The sequence below is a fragment of the Pandoraea apista genome (assembly GCF_001465595.2).
GTDB classification, from domain to species: Bacteria; Pseudomonadota; Gammaproteobacteria; order Burkholderiales; family Burkholderiaceae; genus Pandoraea; species Pandoraea apista.
The window spans coordinates 4,050,685-4,075,446 of the sequence record NZ_CP013481.2 but is presented as its reverse complement, the minus strand read 5'-3'; the positions used below and the strand labels follow the sequence as shown (position 1 = coordinate 4,075,446).

General features: G+C 60.4%; 21 protein-coding genes. 14 read left to right on the top strand and 7 right to left on the bottom strand.

Annotated elements, in window-relative coordinates:
• Positions 1–80 precede the first annotated feature (80 nt).
• Entirely contained in the window at positions 81–971 is an 891-nt protein-coding gene (locus AT395_RS18350; protein WP_048629977.1) for an alpha/beta fold hydrolase, read from the bottom strand.
• A 136-nt stretch (positions 972–1,107) separates the two neighbouring features.
• Here AT395_RS18350 and AT395_RS18345 point away from each other — a divergent pair, with 136 nt between their 5' ends.
• The gene (locus AT395_RS18345) at positions 1,108–1,710 is read left to right on the top strand and encodes a MarR family winged helix-turn-helix transcriptional regulator (RefSeq protein ID WP_167370738.1); all 603 of its coding nucleotides are present in this window, start codon (positions 1,108–1,110) and stop codon (positions 1,708–1,710) included.
• A 38-nt stretch (positions 1,711–1,748) separates the two neighbouring features.
• Here the strand turns inward: AT395_RS18345 and AT395_RS18340 are convergent, their stop codons facing one another.
• Complete coding sequence (locus tag AT395_RS18340) at positions 1,749–2,576, bottom strand: SDR family NAD(P)-dependent oxidoreductase (protein WP_072632872.1); 828 nt, start codon at positions 2,574–2,576, stop codon at positions 1,749–1,751.
• A gap of 246 nt (positions 2,577–2,822) precedes the next feature.
• On the opposite strand from AT395_RS18340, the gene AT395_RS18335 reads away from it, so the two are divergent.
• Together AT395_RS18335 and AT395_RS18330 are read left to right on the top strand one after the other, a co-directional pair.
• Positions 2,823–4,058, top strand: a complete 1,236-nt coding sequence (locus AT395_RS18335; protein ID WP_237165730.1) for an acyl-CoA dehydrogenase family protein — start codon at positions 2,823–2,825, stop codon at positions 4,056–4,058.
• Positions 4,059–4,130: 72 nt separating this feature from the next.
• Positions 4,131–5,180 (top strand): phosphotransferase family protein, encoded by a 1,050-nt coding sequence (locus tag AT395_RS18330; protein WP_197090711.1) that lies wholly within the window; start codon positions 4,131–4,133, stop codon positions 5,178–5,180.
• Positions 5,181–5,224: 44 nt separating this feature from the next.
• On the opposite strand, the gene AT395_RS18325 is transcribed toward AT395_RS18330, so the two are convergent.
• From AT395_RS18325 to AT395_RS18315, 3 genes are read right to left on the bottom strand one after another with little or no spacing between them, the layout of a single operon-like run.
• Entirely contained in the window at positions 5,225–6,049 is an 825-nt protein-coding gene (locus AT395_RS18325) for an SDR family NAD(P)-dependent oxidoreductase (RefSeq protein WP_048629924.1), read from the bottom strand.
• Positions 6,046–7,659, bottom strand: coding sequence for a class I adenylate-forming enzyme family protein (locus AT395_RS18320; protein ID WP_048629923.1), 1,614 nt, complete (start codon positions 7,657–7,659; stop codon positions 6,046–6,048). Before AT395_RS18320 ends, AT395_RS18325 begins: the two co-directional genes overlap by 4 nt.
• Positions 7,649–8,590 carry an alpha/beta fold hydrolase gene (locus tag AT395_RS18315; protein WP_048629922.1) on the bottom strand — a complete coding sequence of 314 codons (942 nt, stop codon included), beginning with the start codon at positions 8,588–8,590 and terminating at the stop codon, positions 7,649–7,651. The genes AT395_RS18320 and AT395_RS18315 overlap by 11 nt, the downstream gene beginning before the upstream one ends.
• Positions 8,591–8,787: 197 nt before the next feature.
• On the opposite strand from AT395_RS18315, the gene folE reads away from it, so the two are divergent.
• Entirely contained in the window at positions 8,788–9,351 is a 564-nt protein-coding gene (folE, locus tag AT395_RS18310) for a GTP cyclohydrolase I FolE (protein ID WP_048629921.1), read from the top strand.
• A 117-nt stretch (positions 9,352–9,468) separates the two neighbouring features.
• On the opposite strand, the gene AT395_RS18305 is transcribed toward folE, so the two are convergent.
• Together AT395_RS18305 and AT395_RS18300 are read right to left on the bottom strand one after the other, a co-directional pair.
• Positions 9,469–10,635 carry a lipid-transfer protein gene (locus AT395_RS18305; RefSeq protein WP_376738410.1) on the bottom strand — a complete coding sequence of 389 codons (1,167 nt, stop codon included), beginning with the start codon at positions 10,633–10,635 and terminating at the stop codon, positions 9,469–9,471.
• 84 nt (positions 10,636–10,719) lie between these two features.
• Complete coding sequence (locus AT395_RS18300) at positions 10,720–11,586, bottom strand: SDR family NAD(P)-dependent oxidoreductase (protein WP_039365095.1); 867 nt, start codon at positions 11,584–11,586, stop codon at positions 10,720–10,722.
• A gap of 242 nt (positions 11,587–11,828) precedes the next feature.
• Between AT395_RS18300 and AT395_RS18295 the strand changes: the two genes are divergently transcribed.
• The 10 genes from AT395_RS18295 (at position 11,829) to AT395_RS18250 (ending at position 24,755) form a co-directional block, all read left to right on the top strand.
• Positions 11,829–12,677: a MaoC/PaaZ C-terminal domain-containing protein gene (locus AT395_RS18295; RefSeq protein ID WP_237165727.1), complete on the top strand. Its 849-nt coding sequence runs from the start codon at positions 11,829–11,831 to the stop codon at positions 12,675–12,677.
• Between the two features lie 24 nt (positions 12,678–12,701).
• The gene (locus tag AT395_RS18290) at positions 12,702–13,505 is read left to right on the top strand and encodes an enoyl-CoA hydratase (protein WP_039365101.1); all 804 of its coding nucleotides are present in this window, start codon (positions 12,702–12,704) and stop codon (positions 13,503–13,505) included.
• Positions 13,506–13,539: 34 nt separating this feature from the next.
• Positions 13,540–14,436, top strand: coding sequence for an FAS1-like dehydratase domain-containing protein (locus tag AT395_RS18285; RefSeq protein ID WP_048629919.1), 897 nt, complete (start codon positions 13,540–13,542; stop codon positions 14,434–14,436).
• 47 nt (positions 14,437–14,483) lie between these two features.
• Positions 14,484–15,782 (top strand): amidohydrolase family protein, encoded by a 1,299-nt coding sequence (locus AT395_RS18280; protein ID WP_039365107.1) that lies wholly within the window; start codon positions 14,484–14,486, stop codon positions 15,780–15,782.
• 18 nt (positions 15,783–15,800) lie between these two features.
• The gene (locus AT395_RS18275) at positions 15,801–16,985 is read left to right on the top strand and encodes a thiolase family protein (protein ID WP_231606174.1); all 1,185 of its coding nucleotides are present in this window, start codon (positions 15,801–15,803) and stop codon (positions 16,983–16,985) included.
• Between the two features lie 365 nt (positions 16,986–17,350).
• Positions 17,351–18,736 carry a DUF1329 domain-containing protein gene (locus AT395_RS18270; RefSeq protein ID WP_048629918.1) on the top strand — a complete coding sequence of 462 codons (1,386 nt, stop codon included), beginning with the start codon at positions 17,351–17,353 and terminating at the stop codon, positions 18,734–18,736.
• Between the two features lie 102 nt (positions 18,737–18,838).
• Positions 18,839–19,897: a WD40/YVTN/BNR-like repeat-containing protein gene (locus AT395_RS18265; RefSeq protein WP_053086419.1), complete on the top strand. Its 1,059-nt coding sequence runs from the start codon at positions 18,839–18,841 to the stop codon at positions 19,895–19,897.
• A 40-nt stretch (positions 19,898–19,937) separates the two neighbouring features.
• The gene (locus AT395_RS18260; RefSeq protein ID WP_039365119.1) at positions 19,938–22,415 is read left to right on the top strand and encodes an efflux RND transporter permease subunit; all 2,478 of its coding nucleotides are present in this window, start codon (positions 19,938–19,940) and stop codon (positions 22,413–22,415) included.
• 58 nt (positions 22,416–22,473) lie between these two features.
• Positions 22,474–23,271, top strand: a complete 798-nt coding sequence (locus tag AT395_RS18255) for an SDR family NAD(P)-dependent oxidoreductase (protein ID WP_048629917.1) — start codon at positions 22,474–22,476, stop codon at positions 23,269–23,271.
• 14 nt (positions 23,272–23,285) lie between these two features.
• On the top strand, positions 23,286–24,755 hold the full coding sequence (locus tag AT395_RS18250; protein ID WP_039365123.1) for an aldehyde dehydrogenase family protein: 1,470 nt from the start codon (positions 23,286–23,288) through the stop codon (positions 24,753–24,755).
• Positions 24,756–24,762: the final 7 nt, after the last annotated feature.

Below are 24,762 nucleotides of genomic sequence, written 5' to 3'. Positions count from 1 at the left end.
TGCCGGAGTCAAATCCGGCACCGTCTCTTTGCCCCCGAAGTGACCTTCGGGGGCATTTTTTTATTCGCCGGCGACGCGTGTCATCGGGCGTTCGGCTGTAGCATGGCGTCGCGTCGGACGGGCAGCAGATGCCGACCCAGAAATCCGACGACGGTGTTGGTGAAGGCGTCGTTGCGATCGCCGGCGATCATATGCCCGGCGCCGGCAATATCCGCGTACTCAAGGTGAGGAATGTGGGCTCGTAGTTCGTCAACGCCCTCTTGTCCTACGACGTCGCTCTCGCCCCCTCGCACCAGAAGTGCGGGTAGCCGGAGCCGTTCGGCGGCAGTCAGCATGCGCTGCGCCAGCCCATGAAGTTTCGTGCGTGGGTCGTCAGCAAAGATTCTCGGATCCCAATGCCAGTACCAGCGGCCATCCTGATGCTGCCGAAGGTTCTTGCGAAGCCCGTCGGGATTCCTGGGGCGCGGACGGGCAGGGTTATAGGCAGCGACAGCGTCGGCGGCGTCGTCAAGCGTGGAGAAGCCGTCGAGATTGGCGTGCATGAACGCGCGAATCCGATCGACGCCGCCCATCTCCAATCGCGGTGTGACATCGACCAATACCAGGGCGCTGGCGATCCCAGGGTGCTCGCCGCAGGCCATTAGCGCGTTCATCCCGCCCATGGATGCACCCACCAGCGCCGGAGGCCTGCCGATGGCTTTCGCCACGGCGATGATGTCCTGTATCTGAGCGTCGGAAGAATAGTCGGCGTTGGCGATCCACTCCGAGTCACCGTGACCGCGTGCATCGAGAGAGACGACAAAAAAGCCGGCGGCGATAAGTTCGAGTTGGGTTTGGCGCCAGGAATGCCGCGTTTGCCCCCCGCCATGCAGCAGCAAGACAGGGGCGGACGCAGGATTGCCGCCGACGTCTGCCGTGAGGCGATTGTGGGTACCGCCGAGAAAGGTTGTCTTGCGAATCACATTGTCCATAGAGAAATCCAGAATGGGCCATGGCGACATCGACGACGGTTGGCGATCGCCGATGCGGAAAGGATGTTGGGTTGACGCATAACCGAGATGGTTATCGGCGAGGTCTGGCCGCATGCAGGCTACGGCCGAAAATCTCATGAAGACACGTCTTCATATAACTGACAATATAACAGTTATTGGGGTGATTGCGTGGTCGTCGGTCTGGCCAGAAGTTGACAACACCGGGTTGAAATGGCACGTTTCGCGCATGAAGAAAAAAGTCCATACACCGGCCGGGGGGCTGGTCGAGAGCCTGATCGACGAAGTGCTGCGTCTCAGAGGGCGCGTGCTGTCTGCAACACGCGCCATGAACGAGAGTCGCGGGCTCAGCAGCCATTCCCAAGGGTTGATTCTGTCTGCCGTCGCGCGCGCGGTTGAACCGCCGACGGTTGCGCGAATTGCCCGTAGTCTTGATCTGACCCGCCAATCGGTGCAGCGCACTGCCAACGAGCTGGCCGACGCCGGTTTGGTGGCATTTGAAGACAATCCATTTCACAAGCGTGCCAAGCAGCTTGTCATGACGCCGACAGGATGGGCGCTATACGAACGGGACGCTGACTTTCGCGGTCAGTGGGCCGACGACATAGGCGCGGCCGTTGGGGAGGAAGCGCTTGCGCAAGCGGTTCAAACGCTGCGCCGGATGCGCAAGCACCTGGAACATCCGGATAGCGACAACGCGGAAGTCGACGATCTGTCCTGAGTCGTCGGCCCCTGCCGCCGCCCGGGCGCGGAAGCGGTTCAGGCAGGCGCTGCCCCGAAGCGGGCGAACAGGGCCTGAGCCCGGGATTCTTCCGTCGATGTGGACAGCTCGGCAAGCTGTATTTGCGCATTGGGATCGCAAGCCCGTTTGAGCGGCCCCGCCACTTCCAGTTGATCGACGACATTGCGTGCGGCATCGTCGGCCGAGATCACACGGCTGCGAATCTGTGCCGGCATGGCGGCATGCTGCTCTGCCATGGGGCGATAGCGTTCGTAATCGATGGCCTCGGGCGGACGGTTGGCAATGCTGGTGCGCAGCATGTCGGTGTCGACACCGCCAATAGGGATTTCGATGACGCGTATGCCAAAAGGGGCGAGTTCGATTCGCAAGCCTTCCGATATCGCCGTCAGCGCAAGCTTGCTGGCGCGGTAGGTTGTATAGAAAGGCATGGGCATATAGGCGCCCATGGAGCCGATGTTGCATATGATGCCGTCGCCGGCGTTTCGCAGTGCCGGGATGGCGCGACGTGTCAGGTCGATCAAACCAAAAAAGTTGGTCTCGAAGGTCCTGCGCCATTCGTCCATCGAGGTTTCTTCGATCGGTAGATACGGCCCTCGATACCCTGCGTTATTGATCAGGATGCGTAAATTGTCGGGCACGCGGAATTCGCCCAGTGCTGCCATGTCGAGCTTTTGCAGCCGGATTGTTCCTGATAGATGTTCTGCTTGCTCCACCAGTCCATTTGCCGATGCCAAGTCGCGCACACAGGCAATCACATCGTAGCCACGTCGGGCCAATTCAAGACTGATGGCTCTGCCGAGTCCCCGGCTCGCCCCTGTGACAAGTGCTGTTCCCTGTCCTTGCATGTTCTCTCCTTTGTGGCTGGCGCCCGTTCGTGCGCGTTGTCGCACTCAGCGTAATTCGTTTCGGCATGAAGGCTATTTTCCACATTGACAGTATGCTGTCAATGTGGAAATATGCTGTCAACTGTGAGGGCGCACGAACGCTTTGCCCGCGTGCCTCCTCCTGAATCATCAACGCCAGGAAGGCGAGGGGACATTGCTATGTGGGATTTTTCGACGGACCCGGAGTTTCAAGAAAAATTGGATTGGATGGCTGCGTTCGTGAAGGAAGAGTGCGAGCCGCTGGATCGTCTTTATCCGGGCATGGGCGCACCGTATGACATTACCAATCACAAGGCCCGGGCGCTGGCGCGTCCCCTTATGGAAAAGGTCAAGGCGCAAGCGCTTTGGGCTTGCCACTTGGGGCCCGAACTCGGCGGTCAGGGATATGGGCAGGTCAAGCTGGCGCTCATGAATGAAATTCTCGGCCGCTCTCAGTGGGCGCCTATTGTGTTCGGGACCGCAGCGCCAGATACGGGAAATGCCGAAATCATCGCAATGTTTGGTACGCAGGCACAGAAGGATCGCTATCTGAAGCCTTTGCTGGAAGGCGAGATCGTGTCGTGTTACAGCATGACCGAACCTCAGGGAGGAGCCGATCCCGGTCAGTTCCAGTGCCGCGCCGTTCGCGATGGTGACGAGTGGGTCATTACGGGAGAAAAATGGTTTTCGTCGAACGCCCGCTATGCGGAGTTTCTGATCGTGATGTGCGTGACGGATCCGGATGTTCCGATTTATCGGGGAGCATCGATGTTCCTGGTGCCCAGAGCGACGCCCGGGGTGAATATCCTGCGTAATACCGGTGTGTTCGGTGAGCCGGAGAGCGATTACTCGCACGGCTACATTCGCTACGAAGGGGTAAGGGTGCCGGCAGATGCCCTGCTGGGCGGTGAGGGACAGGGCTTCGCTGTCGCGCAGGCGCGGTTGGGGGGCGGGCGGGTGCATCACGCCATGCGTACCGTCGGGCAGTGCCGCATGGCATTGGAAATGTTGTGCGAGCGGGCAGTGTCGCGTCATACCAAAGGCTCGGCACTTGCTGACAAACAACTGGTGCAGGCGTATGTCGCGGATTCCTGGATTGAACTCCAGCAATTGCGATTGCAGGTCATGCACACGGCATGGTTGATCGATCAAGGCCACGATTACAAGTCCAACCAGGTGCCGATCGCCGGTATCAAGGTGGCCATGGCAAAGGTCATGCATGACATCGTGCAGCGCACGATCCAGGTTCACGGAGCGCTTGGCCTGTCCGACGAAATGCCGCTCGCCCAGATGTGGATCCATGCCATGATGATGGGCGTTGTCGACGGGCCGACGGAAGTTCACAAACTGACCATCGCCAAGCATCTGCTGCGTAATGCCAAGCCGGCACCGGGACTGTTTCCCAGCGCGCACCTGCCACCGCGTATCGCGGCAGCGCGCGAAAAATACGCGGGGCGTTATTGAGTCCCGAGGGCGCGTGCGAAGTGTTTCCTCACGCGCAGGTATTCACAGTGAAATCTCCGGACGACGATGACAATGCCTCTATCCGATTTTGACGGACTGCTCGCCTGGGAGCCACTTCAGGCCTGGATTGCCCAGCAAGCGCTTCCCGGCTGTGGTCCGGTGACTGAATGCGTGCGATTGACGGGTGGCTCGCAAAATAACCTTTTCCTGCTGTCGCGCACCGATGGACGCTTCGTGTTGCGGCGTCCGCCCCGACATTTGCGTGCCAACAGCAACGAAACCATGGTGCGCGAAGCCCGGGTGTTGGCGGCACTGCGCGACAGCGATGTCCCACATCCGCGTCTGTATGCCGTGTGCGACGATCCCGACGTCATTGGGGCAACGTTTTATGTGATGGCGCCCCTTGATGGCTTTACGCCCATGGGGGCGCTGCCCGGGAACTACGCAACGTCTGACGAGTGGCGTCATGCAATGGGGTTTTCGATGGTAGATGCCGCTGCCGCACTGGGGCGGATCGACCCAGACCAGGTAGGTTTGACGGATTTCGGCAAGGCTGATGGCTGGCTCGAACGTCAAGTGTCTCGCTGGCGTACACAGCTTGAGAGCTATCGTGACACGCCGGGATATCCGGGAACGTCATTGCCAGACATCGACACGGTGGGCGACTGGCTGGAGCGCCATAGACCCAAGACGTGTCGCGTCGGCGTGATTCACGGTGACTTCCAGTTTGCGAATGTCATGTTTTCACATGAACGTCCCGAATTGATCGGCCTTGTCGATTGGGAGCTCTCCACACTCGGTGACCCGTTGCTGGATCTCGGGTGGCTTCTGAGCAGTTGGACCGAACCGGGCGATCCTCAGGTGGGCGGTCGCACACCGGCGGTGACGCCATGGGCCGGGTTCCCCACGCGCGACGCATTGGTGCGCAGGTACGGCGAACTCAGTGGGCGCAGCATGACAGACATGCCGTGGTACGCCGTGCTGGCTTGTTTCAAGCTTGCGTGCCTGCTGGAAGGAAGTTATTCCCGTGCGTGCGCTGGCAAGGCGTCGATGGAGATGGGATTGTTTCTTCACAACTACGCGACCTGGCTGATGGCCAGGGCGCGTCAGCTATGTGAGTGAAACGGTTCGCGGGCGGCGCTGCTTCGCAGCGTCGCCGCCTGAGATCAGCCGTGAAATAGCGCCCAGTCGTCGCCGTGCACGTTGCGCGTCCAGCCGGAGGACGCAATCGTGCCCCCATCCACGGGGATCAGAACGCCATTGAGATATGACGCCATGTCCGAGGCCAGAAACGCGATGACATTGCCGAACTCTTCGACGCGTCCCATGCGTCCCATGGGGATATAGCGGTCGCGAGCGGCGTTCTCCGCAGGTTCCGCACGCTCCACGAAACGGCGCAAGCCGGCCGTTGCGATCATGTCCGGGGCGAGGACATGGGTGCGTATGTCGTGAGGCGCCAGCTCAAGCGCCATGGAGCGGGTGAAGCTCACCATGCCTGCCTTGCAGGCCGCATAGACGGCATACCCGGGGGCGGCGCGAAGTCCTTCGCTGCTGGAGATATTGATGATGGTGCCGCCTCGCTTGGCGCCGATCATGACGTGCGCGACCACCTGTGTCGCGGCCAGCATGCTGACCAGGTTCATGTCGATATGCTTGCGCCAGCTTTTCTCCGGCTGAGACAGGAAGTCGCCTTTTCGTACGCCACCAGCATTATTGACCAGGATATCAATGTGCCCGAAGGTCTTTACCGTGCGTTCGACGGCGTCGTTGATGGCTTCGGTGTCGAGTACATTGGCTTCGACGAAAAGCGCTTGAGTCCCGGTAGCCTGAAGCGCCCTCGCGACGCGCTCGCCGTTATCTTTATCGATATCGAGGAAGGCGATTTTTCCACCAAAGCGAGCGATGGCCATCGCGGCGGCTTCGCCGAGACCATTCGCGCCGGCGGTGATAAAGGCGACTTTGTCATCGAGTCGATACCCGGCATCCGTCATGCTGTTGTCCCTCTGTGGCAGGTTGATTCATCCTCGGAGCAAGGGCGAGCAAACTGCTCGCGCAACTTGTGTTTGAGAATCTTGTTAAAGGTTTCATTGCGTGGCAACTGCGCGACGATTTCCAGTTGCTCGGGGATCTTTTGGCGCATCACGCCGGCGTCCGAAAACCACGCAATTACCGCATCGAGCGTGAGCGGCAACGCCGGGTTGCGTAGTTCCACGACGGCACAGACGCGTTCCCCGCGCTCCGGGTCGGGCAGACCGATGACCGCGGCTGCGCCGACTCGCGGGTGGGAGAGAAGTACGTCTTCGATTTCGCGCGCGGAGATATTCTCGCCCTTGCGAATGATCACATCCTTGATGCGACCCGTGAGTACGATATGGCCGTCCGATCGGCGCTTGCCCACGTCACCGGTGCGGAAATAGCCCTGATCATCGAATGCGCTGCGATTCAGGGCGCTGTCGGTGTATCCGAGACAGACCGTCGGACCCTTGATCCGGATTTCGCCTTCCTCGTCGACGTCGGCGACCCTGCCGTCGAAGCCGATAATCCGGATGTCCATGCCATCGACCGGTGCGCCGTCGGTGTTTGCCAACCGTTCATCACCGTGGTGCGGTGATGCCGCAGTGATCAAGGGGGCTTCGGTCATCCCATAACTGTGGGTGGTCAGACAGCCCATTTCGCGCTTGATGTCGTGGAACAAGGTGGCCGGCTTAGGCGCCCCACCACCGCAAAGCAGACGCAGGCTCGGGACCACCGGTGTTCCCGGCGCCTTGCGCTGTTCGCCGAGCAATGTCTGGTAGTGCACAGTGCTGCCGCAGTTGATCGTGACGCCATGACGGCGCAAGCGCGCGACAGCCGTGTCTGCGGCGAAGCGCCGTATCAGTACGGCGGACATGCCCGCCGTTAGCAGCATGACAAGATTCATCGATCCGCCGACGTGCGCATACGGGAAGCCGATGGCGGCAATGTCCTGTGGGACGACGTCGAGTGCGTCTGCAAAAGCGGTCCCCGCCGCGATCAGGCTGGCGTCGCTGTGCAGCGCGCCCTTGGGCTCCGATGTGGTGCCCGAGGTGTAGTAGATCCAGCGCGCTGCCCGAGCGTCGGTAGGCGGAGCGGGTAAGGTGAGCGGCGCGTCGTATGCGAAGGCATCCCTGTCAAGCTCGATGATCGCCGGCCCTGGCGCAAGCGTGCGACACACTTGCGCCGAGCGTGCCACTTGCTCGGCGTCCTGCGAGTCGGGGCGAGGCAAGATAAAGTGCGACGCAGCGCTGCGTTGCAGGATGGCGGCGACTTCCTTGGGCCCGTAGAGAGGGATCAGCGGACTTTGGACTACGCCCAGACGCGCGAGCGCCACCGACAGTACGACGGCACGGACATCGGTGGGAAACTGCCATGCAATCACCGACTGCCGGACGATTCCGCGGGTCAGTAACCACGCGGCTACGTTCTCGGCTGCCCGCGCGAACGTGCGAAAGGTCCACACCTGGTCGTTGTCGTCGATCAGTATCGGCGCGTCGGGCGTGAGGGCAGCGCGTCGCGCCACAAGCTGCCAAAGTGTTGCTCCTTCAACGCGGAACGAATCGGCGTTGCGATGCTCAACGCGCATGGGGTGCTCCGTGTGTCTGATTGGCCAGCAGCGCGTTTATCGTAGCGACCAGAGCAATCGGCTGATCGAGCATGAGATGGTGGTGTCCCGACGGGATCGTGATCGGTCCTCGGGCGTTGACGAGGTGCGTGGCAATCCGTTGCGCCAGTGCTTGGGACACGACCTTGCTTTGCTCGCCAACGACAACGTCTACCGGTACCGAAATCCCGGACAGTAGCGTCTCGCCATCGATCTCCGTGTGGCCGTCGGCTGTCACGGCTGGGTCGAGCTTCCACCGCCAGCCATCATCAGTGTGTTTCAAGCCGTGCCGCGCGACGTGCGTCAGCAGGAAGTTCGGCGTATCCGGTTGCTCTGGCGTCAAACGAAAGCGCGCAATCGCGGCGTCCGCCGACGCATAAATTTTCGTGCCAAGGGGCTGTGGTGGCATGCGTAGGTTGTCGTCGCGGAAGTACACATGCGCATCGACCGCAATCGCCCGTTCGAACAATGACGGTTGCTCGTAGCATGCACGCAGCAATCGCCCGCCGCCGTAGCTATGCCCCACGGCGTTGACGGGAGCGCCGGCGCCGTATGTTTGTGCGACCGCGATGATTTCGCGGGCAAATTGCGATACGTCATAGGACTCGCGCCGAGCGCTGTCCCCCATGCCGGAGAAGTCCATCGCAACGACGTGATAGCTGGACGCGAACATAGGGGCAAGAAAATCCCACCAGCGCGCGTGGGCCCGCAAGCCGTGAAGTAACAACAGCAATGGCTTCTCGCCCGAGCGATGCCCCCAATGAAGGCTGTGAATAGCCGCGCCGTCGACATTGAGGAAATGCGATTCCCCCGGTTGCTCCATGGCCTTGCGGTACCACATCGGCGTGCCGTTGCTACCCGGGTGATCGTCTGGTTCCTCAGCTCCGCTGGCGAGCATGCGTTCAGTCACCATGAATTCGAATTCCAAAAGCGCAGCCCATTAGCCGCAGACTTTGTCCCGGTGCCAATGCGCCGGGGTTAGGTGCCAGATTATCATAAAACTAACTAAATGTTAGTTATTGAATCGAGGCTCAGTTACACTTTGTATTCGAGCGCTACCCACAGGGCGCGAGAGTGCATATCGAACGCGTAGACGGAGAATTAAGGAGCATGGAGCAGCTTTTTGGAGACGGCGACTGGCGTCGATTTTTGGCAAGTGTTGGTGAAGACCCGGATCGCTCGGGGTTGCAGGAAACGCCGCAACGCGTGAGGCTGGCGTGGGAGCACTGGACTCAAGGCTATCGTCAGGATCCGGCGGAAGTCCTGAAAGTCTTTGAGGACGGGGCGCAGATGTACAACGAACTGATTATCGTGCGCAACATCCCGGTGTATAGCCATTGTGAACATCATCTTGCGCCGTTCTTCGGGCAAGCAACGATCGGCTATGTGCCGGCAGGGCGTATCGTGGGTCTGTCCAAGTTGACCCGGCTGGTGGACTGTTTCGCCAAGCGGTTGCAGGTTCAGGAGCGTCTGACGACGCAAGTCGCCAATGCTTTGATGGCGCACCTGCAACCCAAGGCAGTCGGCGTGATCCTGACTTGCCGTCATTTATGCATGGAGAGTCGCGGGATCCGCACGCCTGGCGAGGAGTCGGTGACGTCTGCGATGTTGGGTGAACTACAACCGAATCTGGCGCTGAGAACCGAGTTCTTGTCTTTGGCTCGTATGAAATGACGAGACGGCGAAACCGGTATTGAGCGTGATGGGAGGGACGTACCTCATCGACATTAGGTTGCGTCCATGTCCCGATCCCGAGCGGCGTTGCTGCCGCTCGGGGCGGGGCAAGGTCATTTAGCGCTTGAGTACCGTGACGACGCAAGCTCCCCCAAGCCCGACGTTATGCTGAACACCCAGTCGGGCGTGTGGCACCTGGCGCTCGCCGGCCTGACCCCGCAGGTGCCAGGTGATTTCCGTGATTTGAGCGAGGCCGGTCGCGCCGAGCGGGTGCCCTTTGGAGAGCAAGCCGCCGGACGGATTGGTCACCACCTTGCCACCGAAGGTGTTGTCGCCATCCATCACAAACTTCTCTGCCCCCCCTTCGGGACAAAGGCCCAGCGCCTCGTAGCTGATGGCTTCGTTAGGGGAGAAGCAGTCATGCAATTCCACCAGATCGATGTCATCGACGTCGATGCCGGCCTCCGAGTAGGCGAGGGCGGAGGCGCGTCGGGTCATGCCCGCTCCGACGACGTTCATCATGCTTCCTGATCCAAAGCTGTCGGGACTGTCCGTGGTCAGCCCCATGCCGGCGATCGTTACCGTTGCATCGAGGCCGTGTTCTCGCGCGTATTTCTCCGAGACAACCACTACGGCGGCGGCACCGCAGGTCGGAGGGCAGCACATCAACCGTGTCAGGGGACCGTACACGTGCGGCGCCGTCATCACTTGTTCGAGCGTCAGTGCCTCGGAGAACAGGGCATAAGGATTACGAATCGCATGGCTGCGCGCCTTGACCGATATGCGGCCGAATAAGTCGGCGCTCACGTTGTATTTCTCAAGGTATTCCGCGCCGGCATTGCCGAAGTATTGCAGTCCCGTGGGCACGTTGTCGTCGAAGCCCGAGATCGAGCGCATGGCTTCGTCGATACGCCAGGTGATCGGCGGGCGATCGGTGGACGACAGCGCCAGTGCGCCAGGGCTCATTTGCTCAAAGCCGAGGGCAAGCGCGACATCAACCGCTCCACTGGCGACCGCTTGCCGTGCGAGAAAGAGAGCCGTCGAGCCGGTCGAGCAGGCGTTGTTGACGTTCACAATCGGAATTTGTGTGAGGCCCACACCATAGAGTGCGGTTTGCCCGGAACAGGTGTCGCCGGACACATAACCGACATAAGCCTGTTGCACATCCTCATAGCGTATCCGGGCGTCGTTCAGGGCAGTTCGTGCGGCTTCGCAGCCCATGACATCATACGTTTGGCTTTTGCCGGGCTTGGCGAACTTCACCATGCCCACGCCGGCGATCATGACGTGACTCATTTTGGGTATTCCATAAACAGAGGATGTCGCTGGCGTATCCCACGACATCCAGATCCAGGGGAGATGTCGGAGTTACTGACTGAAATCCATGATGGTGAGTGCGGGCTCTTCGCGATACAGGCGGCCCTCGTTGGCGGCGATCGCCTGTGCCGAAATCGGCGCGCCGCCTCTTGCCCCAGGGATACCCTCGGACGACAACAGTTTCAACTCGCGAATCGACTGTCCCGAGGCGAAGATCGTATGGCCGGTGCGCGTGCCCGAGAGGTCGCTGACCATGTACAGCAAGACCTCGGCGACATGTTCCGGTGCGAGCTCCTTTTGCATGGCCTCAGACATCAGGCCTGCGGTCAGTGCAGAAGTGGCGGCCGGAGCCAGGGTCCAGACACGCACGCCGAACTTCGCGCCTTCGAGTGCCAGAACGTGAGAGAAGCCCCAGACGCCCGCTTTTGACGCGCCGTAATTCGTCTGTCCGAAGTTGCCGACGATGCCCGACACGGAGCTGGTGTTGACGATGACGCCGCCCCCACCGTTGTCCTTCATCCAACTGAAGATCGGCCGGGTTACGGTATAGAGACTCTTGAAGTTCACCTGCTGCACGGCGTCCCAGTCGGCCTCGTCCATTTTTGCAAATGACTTGTCACGCAGAATGCCGGCGTTGTTGACCAGGATGTCGACGCGGCCGAAATGATCGAGCGCGCACTGCAGTAGCGACTGCCCACCGACGACCGTGGAGATGTCCTCGGTATGTGCGACAGCACGTCCACCGTTGTCTCGAATACTGGCGGCGACCTGCTCGGCTGACGCCACTCCCTGCGCGTCGCGACCCACGTCATTGACGACGATGGCAGCCCCTTCCGCAGCCAGCCGCCTTGCGTACACCGCGCCTAATCCGCGTCCGGCGCCTGTTACCACGACCACCTTGTTCTCGAGTAATGCCATTGATGTCTCCCTTGAAGGATGCGGGACAGCCGACGGGCGCCGTGAGGGCCTTGATCTGCTCCTCGTGCGGGGAGCGGGGGCCGCCTTCGCTAAAAATATAAAACTGATTTAAGATCAGCTTTCGTTCTGCTATGATATCCCATAAAACTGACGATGTAACAGTTTTGTGGCCGGATAGACCGGCAAAACGGAGACTTTGCGCAAAGCGCAGGAGGCATGGCGTGTCCCTGGATTATTCACTCGTGAAGCATTGGCAACTGCCTCCGGTCACTCAGCACTACACCGCCAAGGACACGATCTTGTATGCCCTTGGCGTGGCTGCTGCGACCGAGAACCCGCTGACGGAGGCGGATCTGAAGTTTGTGTTTGAACGCAAGCTGCAGGCGTTACCTACATTTGCTGCCTTGCTCGCGGGTAGTAGCGACTGGATGGCAGATGCACGTACAGGGATTGACTTGGCGCAGGTGCTGCACGGCGAACAGTTCCTCACGATCTATCGACAATTGCCCGCCGAGGGCGCTGTGCAAGGTGTCGAGACGGTGGATGAGATCTACGACAAGGGGCCAGACAAGGGGGCCGTGATGTACCTGTCTCGCAAGATTCACGATGCGGTGACGGGGGATTTGCTGGCCATGTCGGGCTATTCGATCTTCATGCGAGGCAACGGCGGGTTTGGCGGGAGTGCACAGGGACAGCCCAAACCCTTTCCAATGCCGCAGGACCGCGACCCGGACGCGTCGCTGGCGATGATCACTCGTCCCGAACAAGCGGCCATCTATCGTCTTTCGGGTGACCACAATCCTCTGCATATCGATCCTGCGATGGCGAGGCTGGCAGGTTTTGATAAGCCGATTCTGCATGGTATGTGCAGTTACGGCATTGCCGGTCGCGCCATTCTGAACCTACGTTGCGGCGCAGACCCCTCGCGTTTGCGAAAGCTGAATGTGCGCTTTGCCAGCCCGGTGTATCCGGGGGAGACCTTGGTCACTGAAATCTGGGATCTGGCGCCGGGAAGGCTCGCGTTCCGGGTGAAGGTGCTGGAGCGTGACACGGTGGCATTGAATAACGGGTACGCGGAATACGCGGCCTGATATGGAACTCTGGAGACGGACAAGATGACGTATCAAGACATTACTTATGAAATGATCGGGCCGGTCCTGCGGATTTGCCACAATCGCCCGAAGATGGCCAACGCGGAGTCGGAGAACCTGTTGGCGGAAATCGATGACGCCCTCGAACGCGCCAGGCGCGACGACAACGTTCGCGTGCTGATTCTGGGCGGTGTCGGTAAGCATTTCTCGGCCGGCCATGATCTGGTTGAGGGCATGGCCAAGCGAGGTCAGTACACCCCGGAGGAGAGTTGGCTCTGGGAGAGCGAGCATTACCTTGGCAATGCGCTGCGTATTTGGGATTTTCCGAAACCGACCATCGCACAAGTGCAAGGCGCCTGTGTGGCAGGCGGATTCATGGTGGCGAACATGTGCGATTTGATGGTGGCTGCCGACGATGCATTCTTCAGCGATCCGGTGGTGCACAGCTTGGCCGCCGCTTCTGTCGAGGCGCTGTTGCACCCGTGGGTGTTGGGCATGCGCAAGGCCAAGGAGTTTCTCTATACCGGGCAACGCCTGAACGCGAGCGAGGCCAAGGAGTGGGGAATGGTCAATCACGTCGTTCCCCGCGCGGAGCTTGAGGACTTTACCTTGCAGCTGGCCGAGCGCATCGCGCAGGCGCCACCGATCGGCCTTCGCCTGATGAAGCGTTCGCTCAATCGCTCTTACGACATCATGGGGTTCCGCAATTCGCTGATGGCCCACTTCGACACTCACATTCTCTCGACCGAGACGGCCGAGCATCACAAGTTGCGCTCAGGCGGCATGGACGCGTCGATGAATACGGCCAAGAAGGTAAGGCAGGATTGAATGGCTACGGAATCGGCGACAGCGGAGGAGCACCATGGCGATTGATTACGCGTCTTTGATGGGACGCCGGTTCCCTGTCGAAACGCGGTGTTACGGGCCGGCCCAGACCAGCCGGGTTGCAGTGGGCTTCGGTGCCGGTATGCCGGGGGAGTTGCGCATTGGCGACACCTCCTTTCTTGGCGGCATCGAGGTTCTGCCGATGATGGCATTGGCCCTTGCAGACGGCCAGTTCTGGCAAAAGTCGCCCGATACCGGTATCGACTGGCAACGCATCGTTCATGCCGAAGAGTCATTGACGATGCACCGACCACTGCCGACATCCGGAGAACTCAGGCTCACGCAGAAAATCGACAGCATTCACGATCGAGGCGTCGGCAAGGGGGCTGTGATGCGGCAGATCCAGACACTTGCGAACATGCAGGGTCAGTCGCTGGCGACCATCACGGTGACGACCTTGCTCAAGGGCGACGGCGGGTTTGGCGGCGAGCCGCCAAGTGGCGAGAGAGTCAGAGTGCCAGATGATCGAGCACCCGATGCCACCTTGGCAATACGCACCCCGCCGAACGACGAGCGAGCCATATTCCGGCTCGATACCAGTCTGGCGGTGGCCGCCGGTCTGCCGCGAGGCAAAGCCATGATGCGCGGCCTGGGCTGCTTCGGTCTGGCGGGTCGGGGTGTGATGCACCTCGTGTGCGGTAATCGACCCGCGCGATTGCGTCACTTGGCGTTGCGGTATGTGGGACCGATGCTTACAGACGAGACGATGTGGCTCGAGCTTTGGCATACGGGTGAGGACAGTGCGGTGTTTCGTATGAGCTCGCGAGAACGCAGTGCATTGGTGGTCGATGGCGGTCGGGTCGAATTCCTGGCGGCCGAAGCTATGATGATGGAAGACAAGGCTGATGCGATTCCTGCCCCTGCCTTGGGCTAACGGAATCGTTGAGCAACATATCCCCACTGGGAAATAGGAGAGAGACGATGGAAATGAACGACATGATCCTGATCAGCGTGGACGACCATGTGATCGAGCCGCCGGATCTGTTCAAAAAACACTTGCCGGCCAAGTACATGGCACACGCGCCGAAGATGGTGCCGCTGCGGGACAACCCCGGCGCCACGGAAGACACGTGGGAATACGAAGGTCGCCGAACCCCGAACTTTGGCCTGAACGCCGTCGTCGGGCGCCCTCCCGAAGAGTACGGCATGGAGCCGGCCTCCTATAGCCAGATCCGCAAGGGTACCTGGTCGCTCAAGGAGCGTTTGGATGACATGGATGTGAGCGGCGTGTTGGCGTCGATTTGCTTCCCCACGTTTCCGACGTTTGCCGGCAGTCTGTTCCTCAATCCGAAAGATCCCGAGGCGACCAATGCGGTGATCAGCGCCTATAACGATTGGCACATCGACGAGTGGTGCGGTGGCGCGCCGGGGCGTTTCATTCCGCTGGCCATCTTGCCGTGCCATGACATCAACGCTGCAGTGGCGGAAGCCAAGCGTGTGGCCGCCAAGGGGTGCCGTACCATCAGCTTCTACGACAGCCCGACGGCCAAGGGGTTGCCGAGCATTCACACGGACTATTGGGATCCGCTGTGGCGGGTGTTGGAAGACAACCGCATTGTCATCAGTATTCATATCGGCTCGGGCGCCAGCGCACCTCCCGTTTCCAACGACTCGCCGATCGACACCTGGATCACGTCGTTCCCGATGTATATCGCCAACGCGACGACCGACTGGTTGTTCTCGCCGGTGTTCCAGAAATTCCCGAATCTGAAGCTCTCGCTCTCGGAAGGTGGGATTGGCTGGATTCCGTACCTGCTCGAGCGTGCGGACTTCACCTACAAGCATCACAAGGCGTGGACCAACGCCAACTTCAACGGCATGCTGCCGAGCGACCTGTTCAAGCGCAACTTCATCACTTGTTTCATTGACGACGCGTTTGGCCTGGCCAACACGCGCTTCATGAACACGGACATGATTGCCTGGGAGGCTGACTATCCGCACTCCGACGCACTCTGGCCCAATGCTCCCGAAGGTCTGTGGCCGTCGATCAAGCATCTGCCCAAGGAGACGATCGACAAGATCACGCACTTGAACACGATGCGCGAATTCCGTTTCGATCCGTTTGAATTCGCACCGCGCGAGGCATGCACGGTGGGGGCACTGCGTGCCCGTTCCACGCACGTCGATACGCGCCCGGTGGCCAATATGGGTGGGCACAATCCCTCGAACCGCGAAGGCCGTCCGGTCACCGCGGGTGAAGTCATGAAGCTGTTTGCCTGATCGCGCCCGCCGATGAACATGCCAGTACTGGAACGACAGGCGGTCATCTCCGGGATAGGCCAGTCGGCGGCGGGCCGCCGACTGGGGCGCACCGGTCTCGACCTGACTCTGGATGCGGTGCTCGCCGCGATCGCCGACGCCGGGCTCGATCACCGCGAGATCGACGGGATCTCGAGTTGGCCCGGCTATCGGGTCGACGCCCCGGACTTTTCGCCGGTGACGATCAGCGAGATCAAGGAGGCATTGGGCCTGCGCCTGAACTGGTATAACGCCGGCATTGAAGCCACCCAGATGGCCGGCGTGATCAACGCTTGCATGGCCGTTGCAAGCGGGCAGGCGCGCCATGTCTTGTGTTTTCGCACGGTCACGGAAACGTCGGCCATGTCGCAGCAGGGCGGTCGGCCCAGCCTCATCGGCACCGGGGGCGAGCGAGTGCGTGGTTTCGCAGAGTACATGGCGCCGTTTCTCGCGCCTTCGGGCGCGAATTGGGTTGGGCTTATCGCGAGCCGGTATTTTCACGAATTCGGCGCGCGTCGCGAGCAGTTGGCGCAGATCGCCATCAATGCGCGGCGCAACGCCGGATTGAATCCGGCCGCCATCTATCGCGACCCATTGACGCTGGACGCCTACATGCAGGCGCGCATGATCTCCACGCCGCTTTGCCTGTACGACTGCGACATTCCGATCGATGGTTCGATTGCCGTGATTGTTTCTCACGCCAGCACGGCACGCGATCTTAAATCGAAGCCGATACGCGTGGAGGCCATGTCCGGTGCATTGCACACGCGAGACTCGTGGGATCAGTTGGACGACCTCACACGGTTTTCCGCGGAGGGTTGCGGCAAACAACTGTGGGCACGCACCGACCTCAAGCCGCACGATGTCGATATGGCGCAGCTCTACGACGGTTTCAGTTTCCTCACCTGGCTGTGGTTGGAAGGGTTGGGGTTCTGCCAACGCGGCGAGGCGCCCGATTTCGTCGGCGATGGTTCCCGGATCGCACTTGACGGCGAGTTGCCGATGTCCACCGGTGGTGGGCAACTCTCGGCCGGCCGTCTGCACGGCATGATCCATGTCGTCGAGGCCGTCACGCAATTGCGGGGACAGGGCGGGGCTCGTCAGATCCCGGGAGACCCGCGCGTGGCAGTGGTTTCCAACGGCGGCGGTCCGATAGCCGGGGCCATGCTACTCACATCGGATTGACCTCTTCCTCAGATGCGACGTGTCGTTCTGACACGCCGCATCCTCATTGCGATTTCTCGCTGGCACCGCTGACTTGCGGTGTATCCGCTGGCGTCCGATAGTCGATTCTCGTATTGCTACGCACCGTCGTCGTGCGTGATCTCGCGTCCCCGCTTCAACTCCCCCAGATTCTGCCGAAACCCGCGCCATATCAGGGTATTCGAGCATTCAACGGAATTTTCAAATCTCATTTGACACGTGTTTGGAGATTGGATATTCTTTGAAAAAATGATGGTGTATCAGTTTCTTGGATGCGATGTCGATTCAGTGATGAGTACGGCAAACGTGTCTTAAATTTCGCCACAAAATATAAGCAGGAGACACTCATGCATTACTGGAGGCATTGCATTGCCATCGCCAGCGGAATTCTCATCGGCGGGCATGTCATGGCAACCCCGACGCCTGAAGAGGCGAAGCAATTGGGAACCACGCTGACGCCGGTGGGCGCTGAGAAAGCCGGCAACAAGGACGGAACGATTCCCGCCTGGGACGGTGGGATCTGTACGCCGCCAGCCGGGTACAAACCGAAGATGGGCGCGGCCGCTGGCGGTGCACCGTACGTCGATCCGTTCGCCAATGAGAAGCCGCTGTACCGCATCACTGCCGCCAATCTCAGTCAATACGGCGACAAGGTCGATGCGGGTACCAAGGAGCTGTTCAAGCGCTATCCGAACACCTATGTCATGGACGTGTACCCGTCGCATCGCACGGCGTGCATGCCGAAGTGGGTCTACGAGAACACGGCAAAGCGGATCATGAATCCGAAGCTGATCGGCTCGGCGCCGGGTATCACCGGCGCACACGCGCAGATTCCGTTTCCCATTCCCAAGAATGGCTATGAGGTGATGTGGAACATGGTGCTCAAGTGGGAGCCGACCAATTTCCGCTTCGGTCTCGATGCCGGGTTGATGGACGCCTCGGGCACTTTCACGCGCGCGTCCTACCAGATCGCCGATACCCAAAATCTCTATTGGGACAACACCCTGACAACGGTGCCCGAAGACCGCCCGTATCGCAATCTGCTTGCCTGGAGCAAGGAGCCGGCTTCGCAAGCCGGGCTGGCACAGTTGCGCACGACCTACCTGCGTCAGGATCTGCATGAAGACGTGGCCTGGAGCTACGTTCCGGGGCAGCGCCGTGTCAGACGTGCGCCGGAATTCACATACGACACGGTCTCGACGACCTCGGGTGGCCTGCTGATCTTCGACGAGATCAACGGTTGGGACGGCCGAATGGACAAGTATGACTTCAAGCTGGTTGGCAAGAAGGAAGTCTACCTGCCATACAACAACTACAAAGCGCTTGCGGCACCGATCGAGGAGGCCATGGCCAAGGACCACGAGAATCCTGCGGTCATGCGCTGGGAGCTGCACCGCGTGTGGATGGTGGAGGGTACGCTCAAGCCGGGCGAGCGCCATATTCAGCAGAAGAAGGTCTTCCTGATCGACGAGGACAGCTGGATGTCGCCCGTGTACTACGCGCTCGACCATTCCGGCAAAGTTCACCACCTGATGCACTTGCCGCTGATCCAGGAGTATGAAAAGCCAGGTCCCCGTACGCTGGGTTTCATCTTGTATGACATGAGCCGCGGGATTTATGGCTTCCAGACGAAACCGCAGGGGCGACCGGATCAGTACGGCGTGATAACGATCGACAAGTTCCCTCAGAACCGCTTTCTCCCAGACGCGTTGGCGGGCGCCGGAGTGCGTTGATGTGCAGACGGAGGCGGCGCAGGTTGGCCGCCTCCGGCCGCCCCGGCGTTCGTCGGAGTGGGGTCAATCCCGGAGCCGGTCGTTCTGGCAAGGAGCAGGGAAGTGCAAAAGCAGGTTTTGGCAGTCTTGGCTGCTTTCATGATCGGCGCGCCCGCTTGGGCGGTGAGTGACGCAGCGCGTGACTCGCTGGATGTGCCCGCGTCAGCGACTCGCCTGACCACGACCACTCAGGTCAATGGTGTCGCCCACGCGGGCAAGCGGTTGGTCGCCGTGGGTATTCGGGGCCTGATCGTCACGTCTGACGATAACGGTGCGACGTGGGTACAGCGTGCGGCACCCGTATCGTCGGATCTGCTTGCGGTGCAGTTCGTCTCGCCTACGAAGGGTTGGGCGGTCGGTCACGACGGCGTAATTCTTCACAGTGAGGACGGTGGCGAATCCTGGATCAAACAGTTCGATGGTCGCCAGGCTGGGGAGATGTTCATCCGCCATTTCCAGCAATTGGCCGATGCGGGCGACGCCAACGCTCAACGCTTGCTCGGTGAAATGAAGCTGAACTACGAGAGTGGGCCCGAACAGGGGTTGCTCGACTTGTGGTTTGCCGATGAACGTAACGGCATTGTGTGCGGCTCGTTCGGCACGCTTCTGGCGACCACCGATGGTGGCAAGACCTGGCAGTCCTGGGTTGAGCGTCTGGATTACGGCACCTTGCTGCACCTGAATGCGATTCATGGCGTTGGCCAGGACATTTTCATCGCCTCGGAAAAGGGACTGGTATTCCGTCTCGATCGCGATAAGGGCAAGTTCATCGCTGTCGAGACTGGCTACATGGGCAGTTTCTTCAGCTTGGCGTCGGTGGGCAAACAGATCATCGCTTCGGGACTACGCGGCACGGCATATCGCTCAAGCGATGCAGGCCGAAGCTGGCAAAAGCTCGAAACCGGGCAGGGCTCCTCGATTACGGGGGCCGTTGGTATCGGCGCGGCGAGAGTGTTGATGGTCAGTCAGAACGGCAATCTTTTGGTATCGGACGACGCGGGCGAGCACTTTCGAGCGATTCGGGTGCCACGGCCGGGCGTGTTGACCGCCGTGACCCAGGTCGATGCGCATACCGCCGTCGTCGCCGGCCTAAGTGGCGTGCAACAAGTACCACTGAAGTAGCGTCCCTGTTATTGAGCGGTCTAGTTTTCGGAGCACAGCAATGGCAATGTCCCCCCGGGTCGCGGATCTTCCGGTCATTACGGACCCGGCACAATTTGATCGCAACAGCGGGTCATGGCTCGAACGCTTCATTTTCAACCATCGGGCCTTGATGGTGCTGGTCTGCGTGGTCATGACCACATTCCTCGGTTGGCATGCGACGCGCCTGCCGGTCAACGCGAGCTTCGAGAAGATGATTCCGAGCTCGCACCCCTACATCAAGCATTACTTCGAGAATCGGGACACGCTGCGCGGTATGGGTAACTCCTTGCGTATCGTGCTTGAGACCACCGACGGCGACATCTTCGACAAGGCCTACCTGGAGCGCCTTCAAAAGATCAACGATACGGTTTTCCTGATGCCGGGAGTTGATCGCGCGTGGATGCGCAGCCTCTGGACGACGAGTTTGCGCTGGACCGAGATCACCGAGGAGGGCTACCGAGGTGGTCCTGTCATGCCTGATCGGTGGGACGGTAGTCCTGCCGCAATACGTCAGCTTCAGGCGAATATCGCAAGGGCGGGCATCATCGGCAGCTTCGTCGCCGACGATCTGAAGTCGTCCATGATCGTGGTGCCGCTGATCGAGAAAGATCCGGAAAGCGGAAAACCCCTGGACTACGCGGCATTCTCCCGTCAATTGGAGAAGCAGATTCGCGCTCAGGAGGGCGGGCCGTATCGCATTCACATTGTCGGATTCGCCAAGTTGGTCGGGGATCTGATCGACGGCCTCTACGCGGTAATGGCGTATTTCGCGGTGTCCATTCTGATTGCTGCCGTGTTCGTGTTCCTGTACACGCGGTGCTGGCGCAGTACCTTGCTGTTGGTGGCGAGCGCGGCGCTGGGCGTGGTTTGGCTGCTCGGCATCATGCAGCTCTTTGGCTTCGTGCTGGATCCGTATTCGATTCTGGTGCCGTTTCTCATCTTCGCCATCGGCCTGTCCCATGGCGCACAGAAGATGAACGGCATCATGCAGGACGTCGGACGCGGTACTCACAAGTATGTGGCTGCGCGCTACACCTTCCGACGTTTGTTCATGGCCGGACTGACGGCACTCCTCACGAATATCGTCGGTTTTGCCGTCCTGATGATCATCGATATTCCGGTGATTCGCGATATGGCGCTGACGACCAGTATCGGTGTCACTGTCCTGATTTTCACCAAGCTGGTTCTGATACCGGTGCTGTTGTCCTATACCGGTGTGAGCGAGCGGGCCGCGCGCCGCAGTATCCGGGTCGACGCATCCGTTGGCGGCGGCGCGGCGGCGTGGATTCGCCATCGCCTGGTCGGTCTGACCGAGCGCCGCAATGCCATCATCATGATCGCGATCGCTGTAGCGCTGGCGGGCACGGCATTGTCGGTGCGCAAACATATCGCCATCGGTGATTTGAGTCCCGGGGCGCCTGAACTACGTGCGGAATCGCGTTACAACCGCGACTCTGCATTCCTGACGGCTCACTACGGGCTGGCGAACGACCAATTTGTGGTCATGATGAAGACGCCGCCGGGCGAGTGCTTTGCTTACGACAACGTAGTGGAGATCGATCGTCTGGGGGCCGCACTGCGCCAACTCGACGGGGTTCAGACCACCTTGTCGATTGCGGATGGCGTTCGGCGTGGCACCTCGAGCCTGTTCGAGGGCAACCCGAAATGGCAGACGATCTCGCGCAATACGACGAATCGCTCACAAGCGTTCGCCATCTTTCAGGGAGACCGTCCCGATCTGGCCGACCGGACTTGTGCGGTGACGCCCCTTGTCGCCTATCTGACCGATCACAAGGCAGGCACATTAACCCGGGTCATGGACGCCGTGGAAGCATTCTCCGCGACTCACGACACCCCCAAGCGCGCGTTTCAACTGGCCGCGGGTAACGCAGGCATTGAGGCGGTCACCAATATTGTGGTGAAGAAGAGCTTCTGGACGATGCACTTCGTGCTGTACGGCGCTGTGATCCTGCTATGTCTGCTGACCTTCCGCAGTTGGCGTGCAACGCTCGTCGCCATCATTCCATTGATGCTGACCTCGATTCTGTGCGAGGCGCTGATGGTGTGGCTGCACATCGGTATCAAGGTGGCTGTCCTGCCGGTGATTGCGGTCGGCGTAGGCGTAGGGGTGGACTATGCGCTGTACTTGTTGAGTATCCAACTGGACTTGCAGCGTCAGGGAGCCTCGTTGCGTGACGCCTATCGTGGCTCGCTCGACTTCACCGGAAAGATTGTCGGACTGGTAGGCGTGACCATGGCTGCCGGGGTGGTGACTTGGGTCTGGTCTCCCATCAAGTTCCAGGCCGACATGGGCATTTTGCTCACCTTCATGTTCCTGTGGAACATGATCGGCGCGCTCATGCTGATTCCCGCACTCTCACACTTCCTGCTGCCGAGGGTTTCCGCCAAGGGGGTATCGCAATCCGATGCCCCCGTCGTGGACGACACACGCCGGACGGATATCACAGGTGCGTTGCGCTCCGTGACCAACGAATGACGCTGTGAGGTCATTCCAAGCGAGCGCCGATCACACACAACACCGTGGAAAACAACTCATGAAAAATTTGTTCGACCTGACCGGGCGCGTTGCGCTGGTCACTGGCGCAGCATCCGGCATCGGTCGCGAGACGACACTTGTGCTCTCTCACCTTGGCGCAACCGTTTATGCCACCGATCGCGACGAAATGGGCGTCAAAGCCCTGGTGGAAACGTTGCCTACGCCTGGGGTCGCCCTGGCCCACGATGTCACGGATGCGCAGGCCTGGGCCGCGACGATCGAGCGTGTCGGCAGCCAGTCACAGCGGCTCGACGTGCTGGTGAATAACGCCGGCATCATGCTCAAGCGAGGCTTTCTGGAGACCTCGCTGGACGATTTTCGGCACCAGCAGCGCGTCAATGTCGAAAGCGTGTTTATCGGCATGCAGACCTCGCTGCCCCTGATGCAGCGCACCGCCCGGGACAAGGGGGCATTGCCGTCGATCATCAATGTGGCATCGGTGTTCGGTCAGGTGGCCGGCCCGACGTTTGCCGCCTATAGCGCGTCGAAAGGGGCGATCCGTCTGATGTCCAAGGCCGTAGCGTTTGAATTCGCGCGCGCCGGCATCCGAGTCAATACGATCCATCCGGGCGCGATTCTCACCAACCTGAGCGCCGATTGGGACCCGCCCAAGGATGCTGCCGGGAATGTCATCTCGCTTGAGCAGGCACGCGCGAATATGGAGCGGATTATCCCGCTTGGCCGCATGGGGGTGACCAGCGACATTGCCGGCTGCATTGGCTTTCTGGCGAGCGACGCCTCTTGCTACATGACCGGAAGCGAACTCACGGTCGATGGCGGCTATACGGCAATCTAAGGACGACAAACATCATGACACGCACTCCTTTTCTGGATGGCAAGCAGAAGCAACTGCTGATTGACGGCAAGTGGGTCGAGGCTCAATCGGGCCGCACCTTCGATACGATCAATCCTTACAACGGCAAAGTCCTTGCTACCGTGGCGCATGGGGATGCGGCCGACGTCGATCTGGCGGTAGCTGCCGCGCGCCGCGCGTTCGAAGGGCCCTGGAAACAGTTCAAGCCGGTGGATCGGCAACGTGTGCTGTTGCGTCTGGCGGACCTGATCGAGCAGGACTTCGATGAGATCGGTGTGCTCGACGTACTCGACATGGGCGGCCCGATCTCCAGTCTGCCGCGCCGTCGCGAGCGAGCGCTCACGACGCTGCGGTATTACGCGGGATTGGCGACGGCCACGCATGGACGGACCATCGAGAACTCGCAGCCCGGCAACATCGCGTCCTACACGGTCAAGGAGCCCCTCGGCGTGGTCGGGGCGATCATTCCGTGGAACGGTCCGCTGTTCATGGCGTTATGGAAAGTGGCGCCCGCTCTCGCGGCAGGATGCACGGTCGTACTCAAACCGGCTGAACAGGCACCGCTATCCTCGTTGCGACTTGGCGAATTGTGTCTAGAGGCCGGAATTCCGCCGGGTGTCGTGAACGTCATCACCGGTTTTGGTGAGGCGGGTGCGGCACTGGCCGAGCATCCGGATGTCGACAAGATTACGTTTACCGGATCGACGGAAGTCGGTCAGAAAATCCTCCGGGCGTCTGCCGGCAACGTGAAGCGCGTGACGCTCGAGTTGGGGGGCAAGTCGCCCAATATCGTATTTGCCGATGCCGACCTCGATCTGGCCGTGCCCGGTGCTGCGATGGCAATTTTCGCGAATTCCGGGCAAATCTGCAGTGCCGGATCGAGGTTGTACGTGGAGCGCAAGATTCATGACGAGTTTGTCGAGCGTGTCGCCGGCTATGCAAGCCAGCTCCGCCTGGGCGACCCGATGGATCCCGCAACGCACTTGGGGCCGGTGGTCTCGAAAGAACAACTCGACCGCGTTCTCGGTTACCTCGACTCGGGGCGCGAGCAGGGCGCGCGTGTTGCCGCGGGTGGGGAACAAGCGACCGAAGGAGACCTGGCCAACGGTTACTTCGTCAAGCCAACGGTCTTTTGTGGCGTGGATGAAAGCATGCGCATCGCGCGGGAGGAGATTTTCGGCCCCGTGGTGGCGGCGATGCCATTCGACTCCGTCGAGGAAGTGATCGCTCGCGGCAATGCGACCCAATATGGCCTGGGGAGTGGCGTGTGGACCACGAATCTGAACACTGCCCAGCGGGTGTCACAAGGCTTGCGCGCAGGGTCGGTCTGGGTCAACTGCTATCAACTCATGGACGCCGCGGTACCGTTTGGTGGCTACAAGATGAGCGGGTTCGGCCGCGAAGGCGGGGTGGATCACATCGATGAGTTCATGGCCGTCAAGGCCGTCTGGATTCGTTCTACCTAAAGAAGCA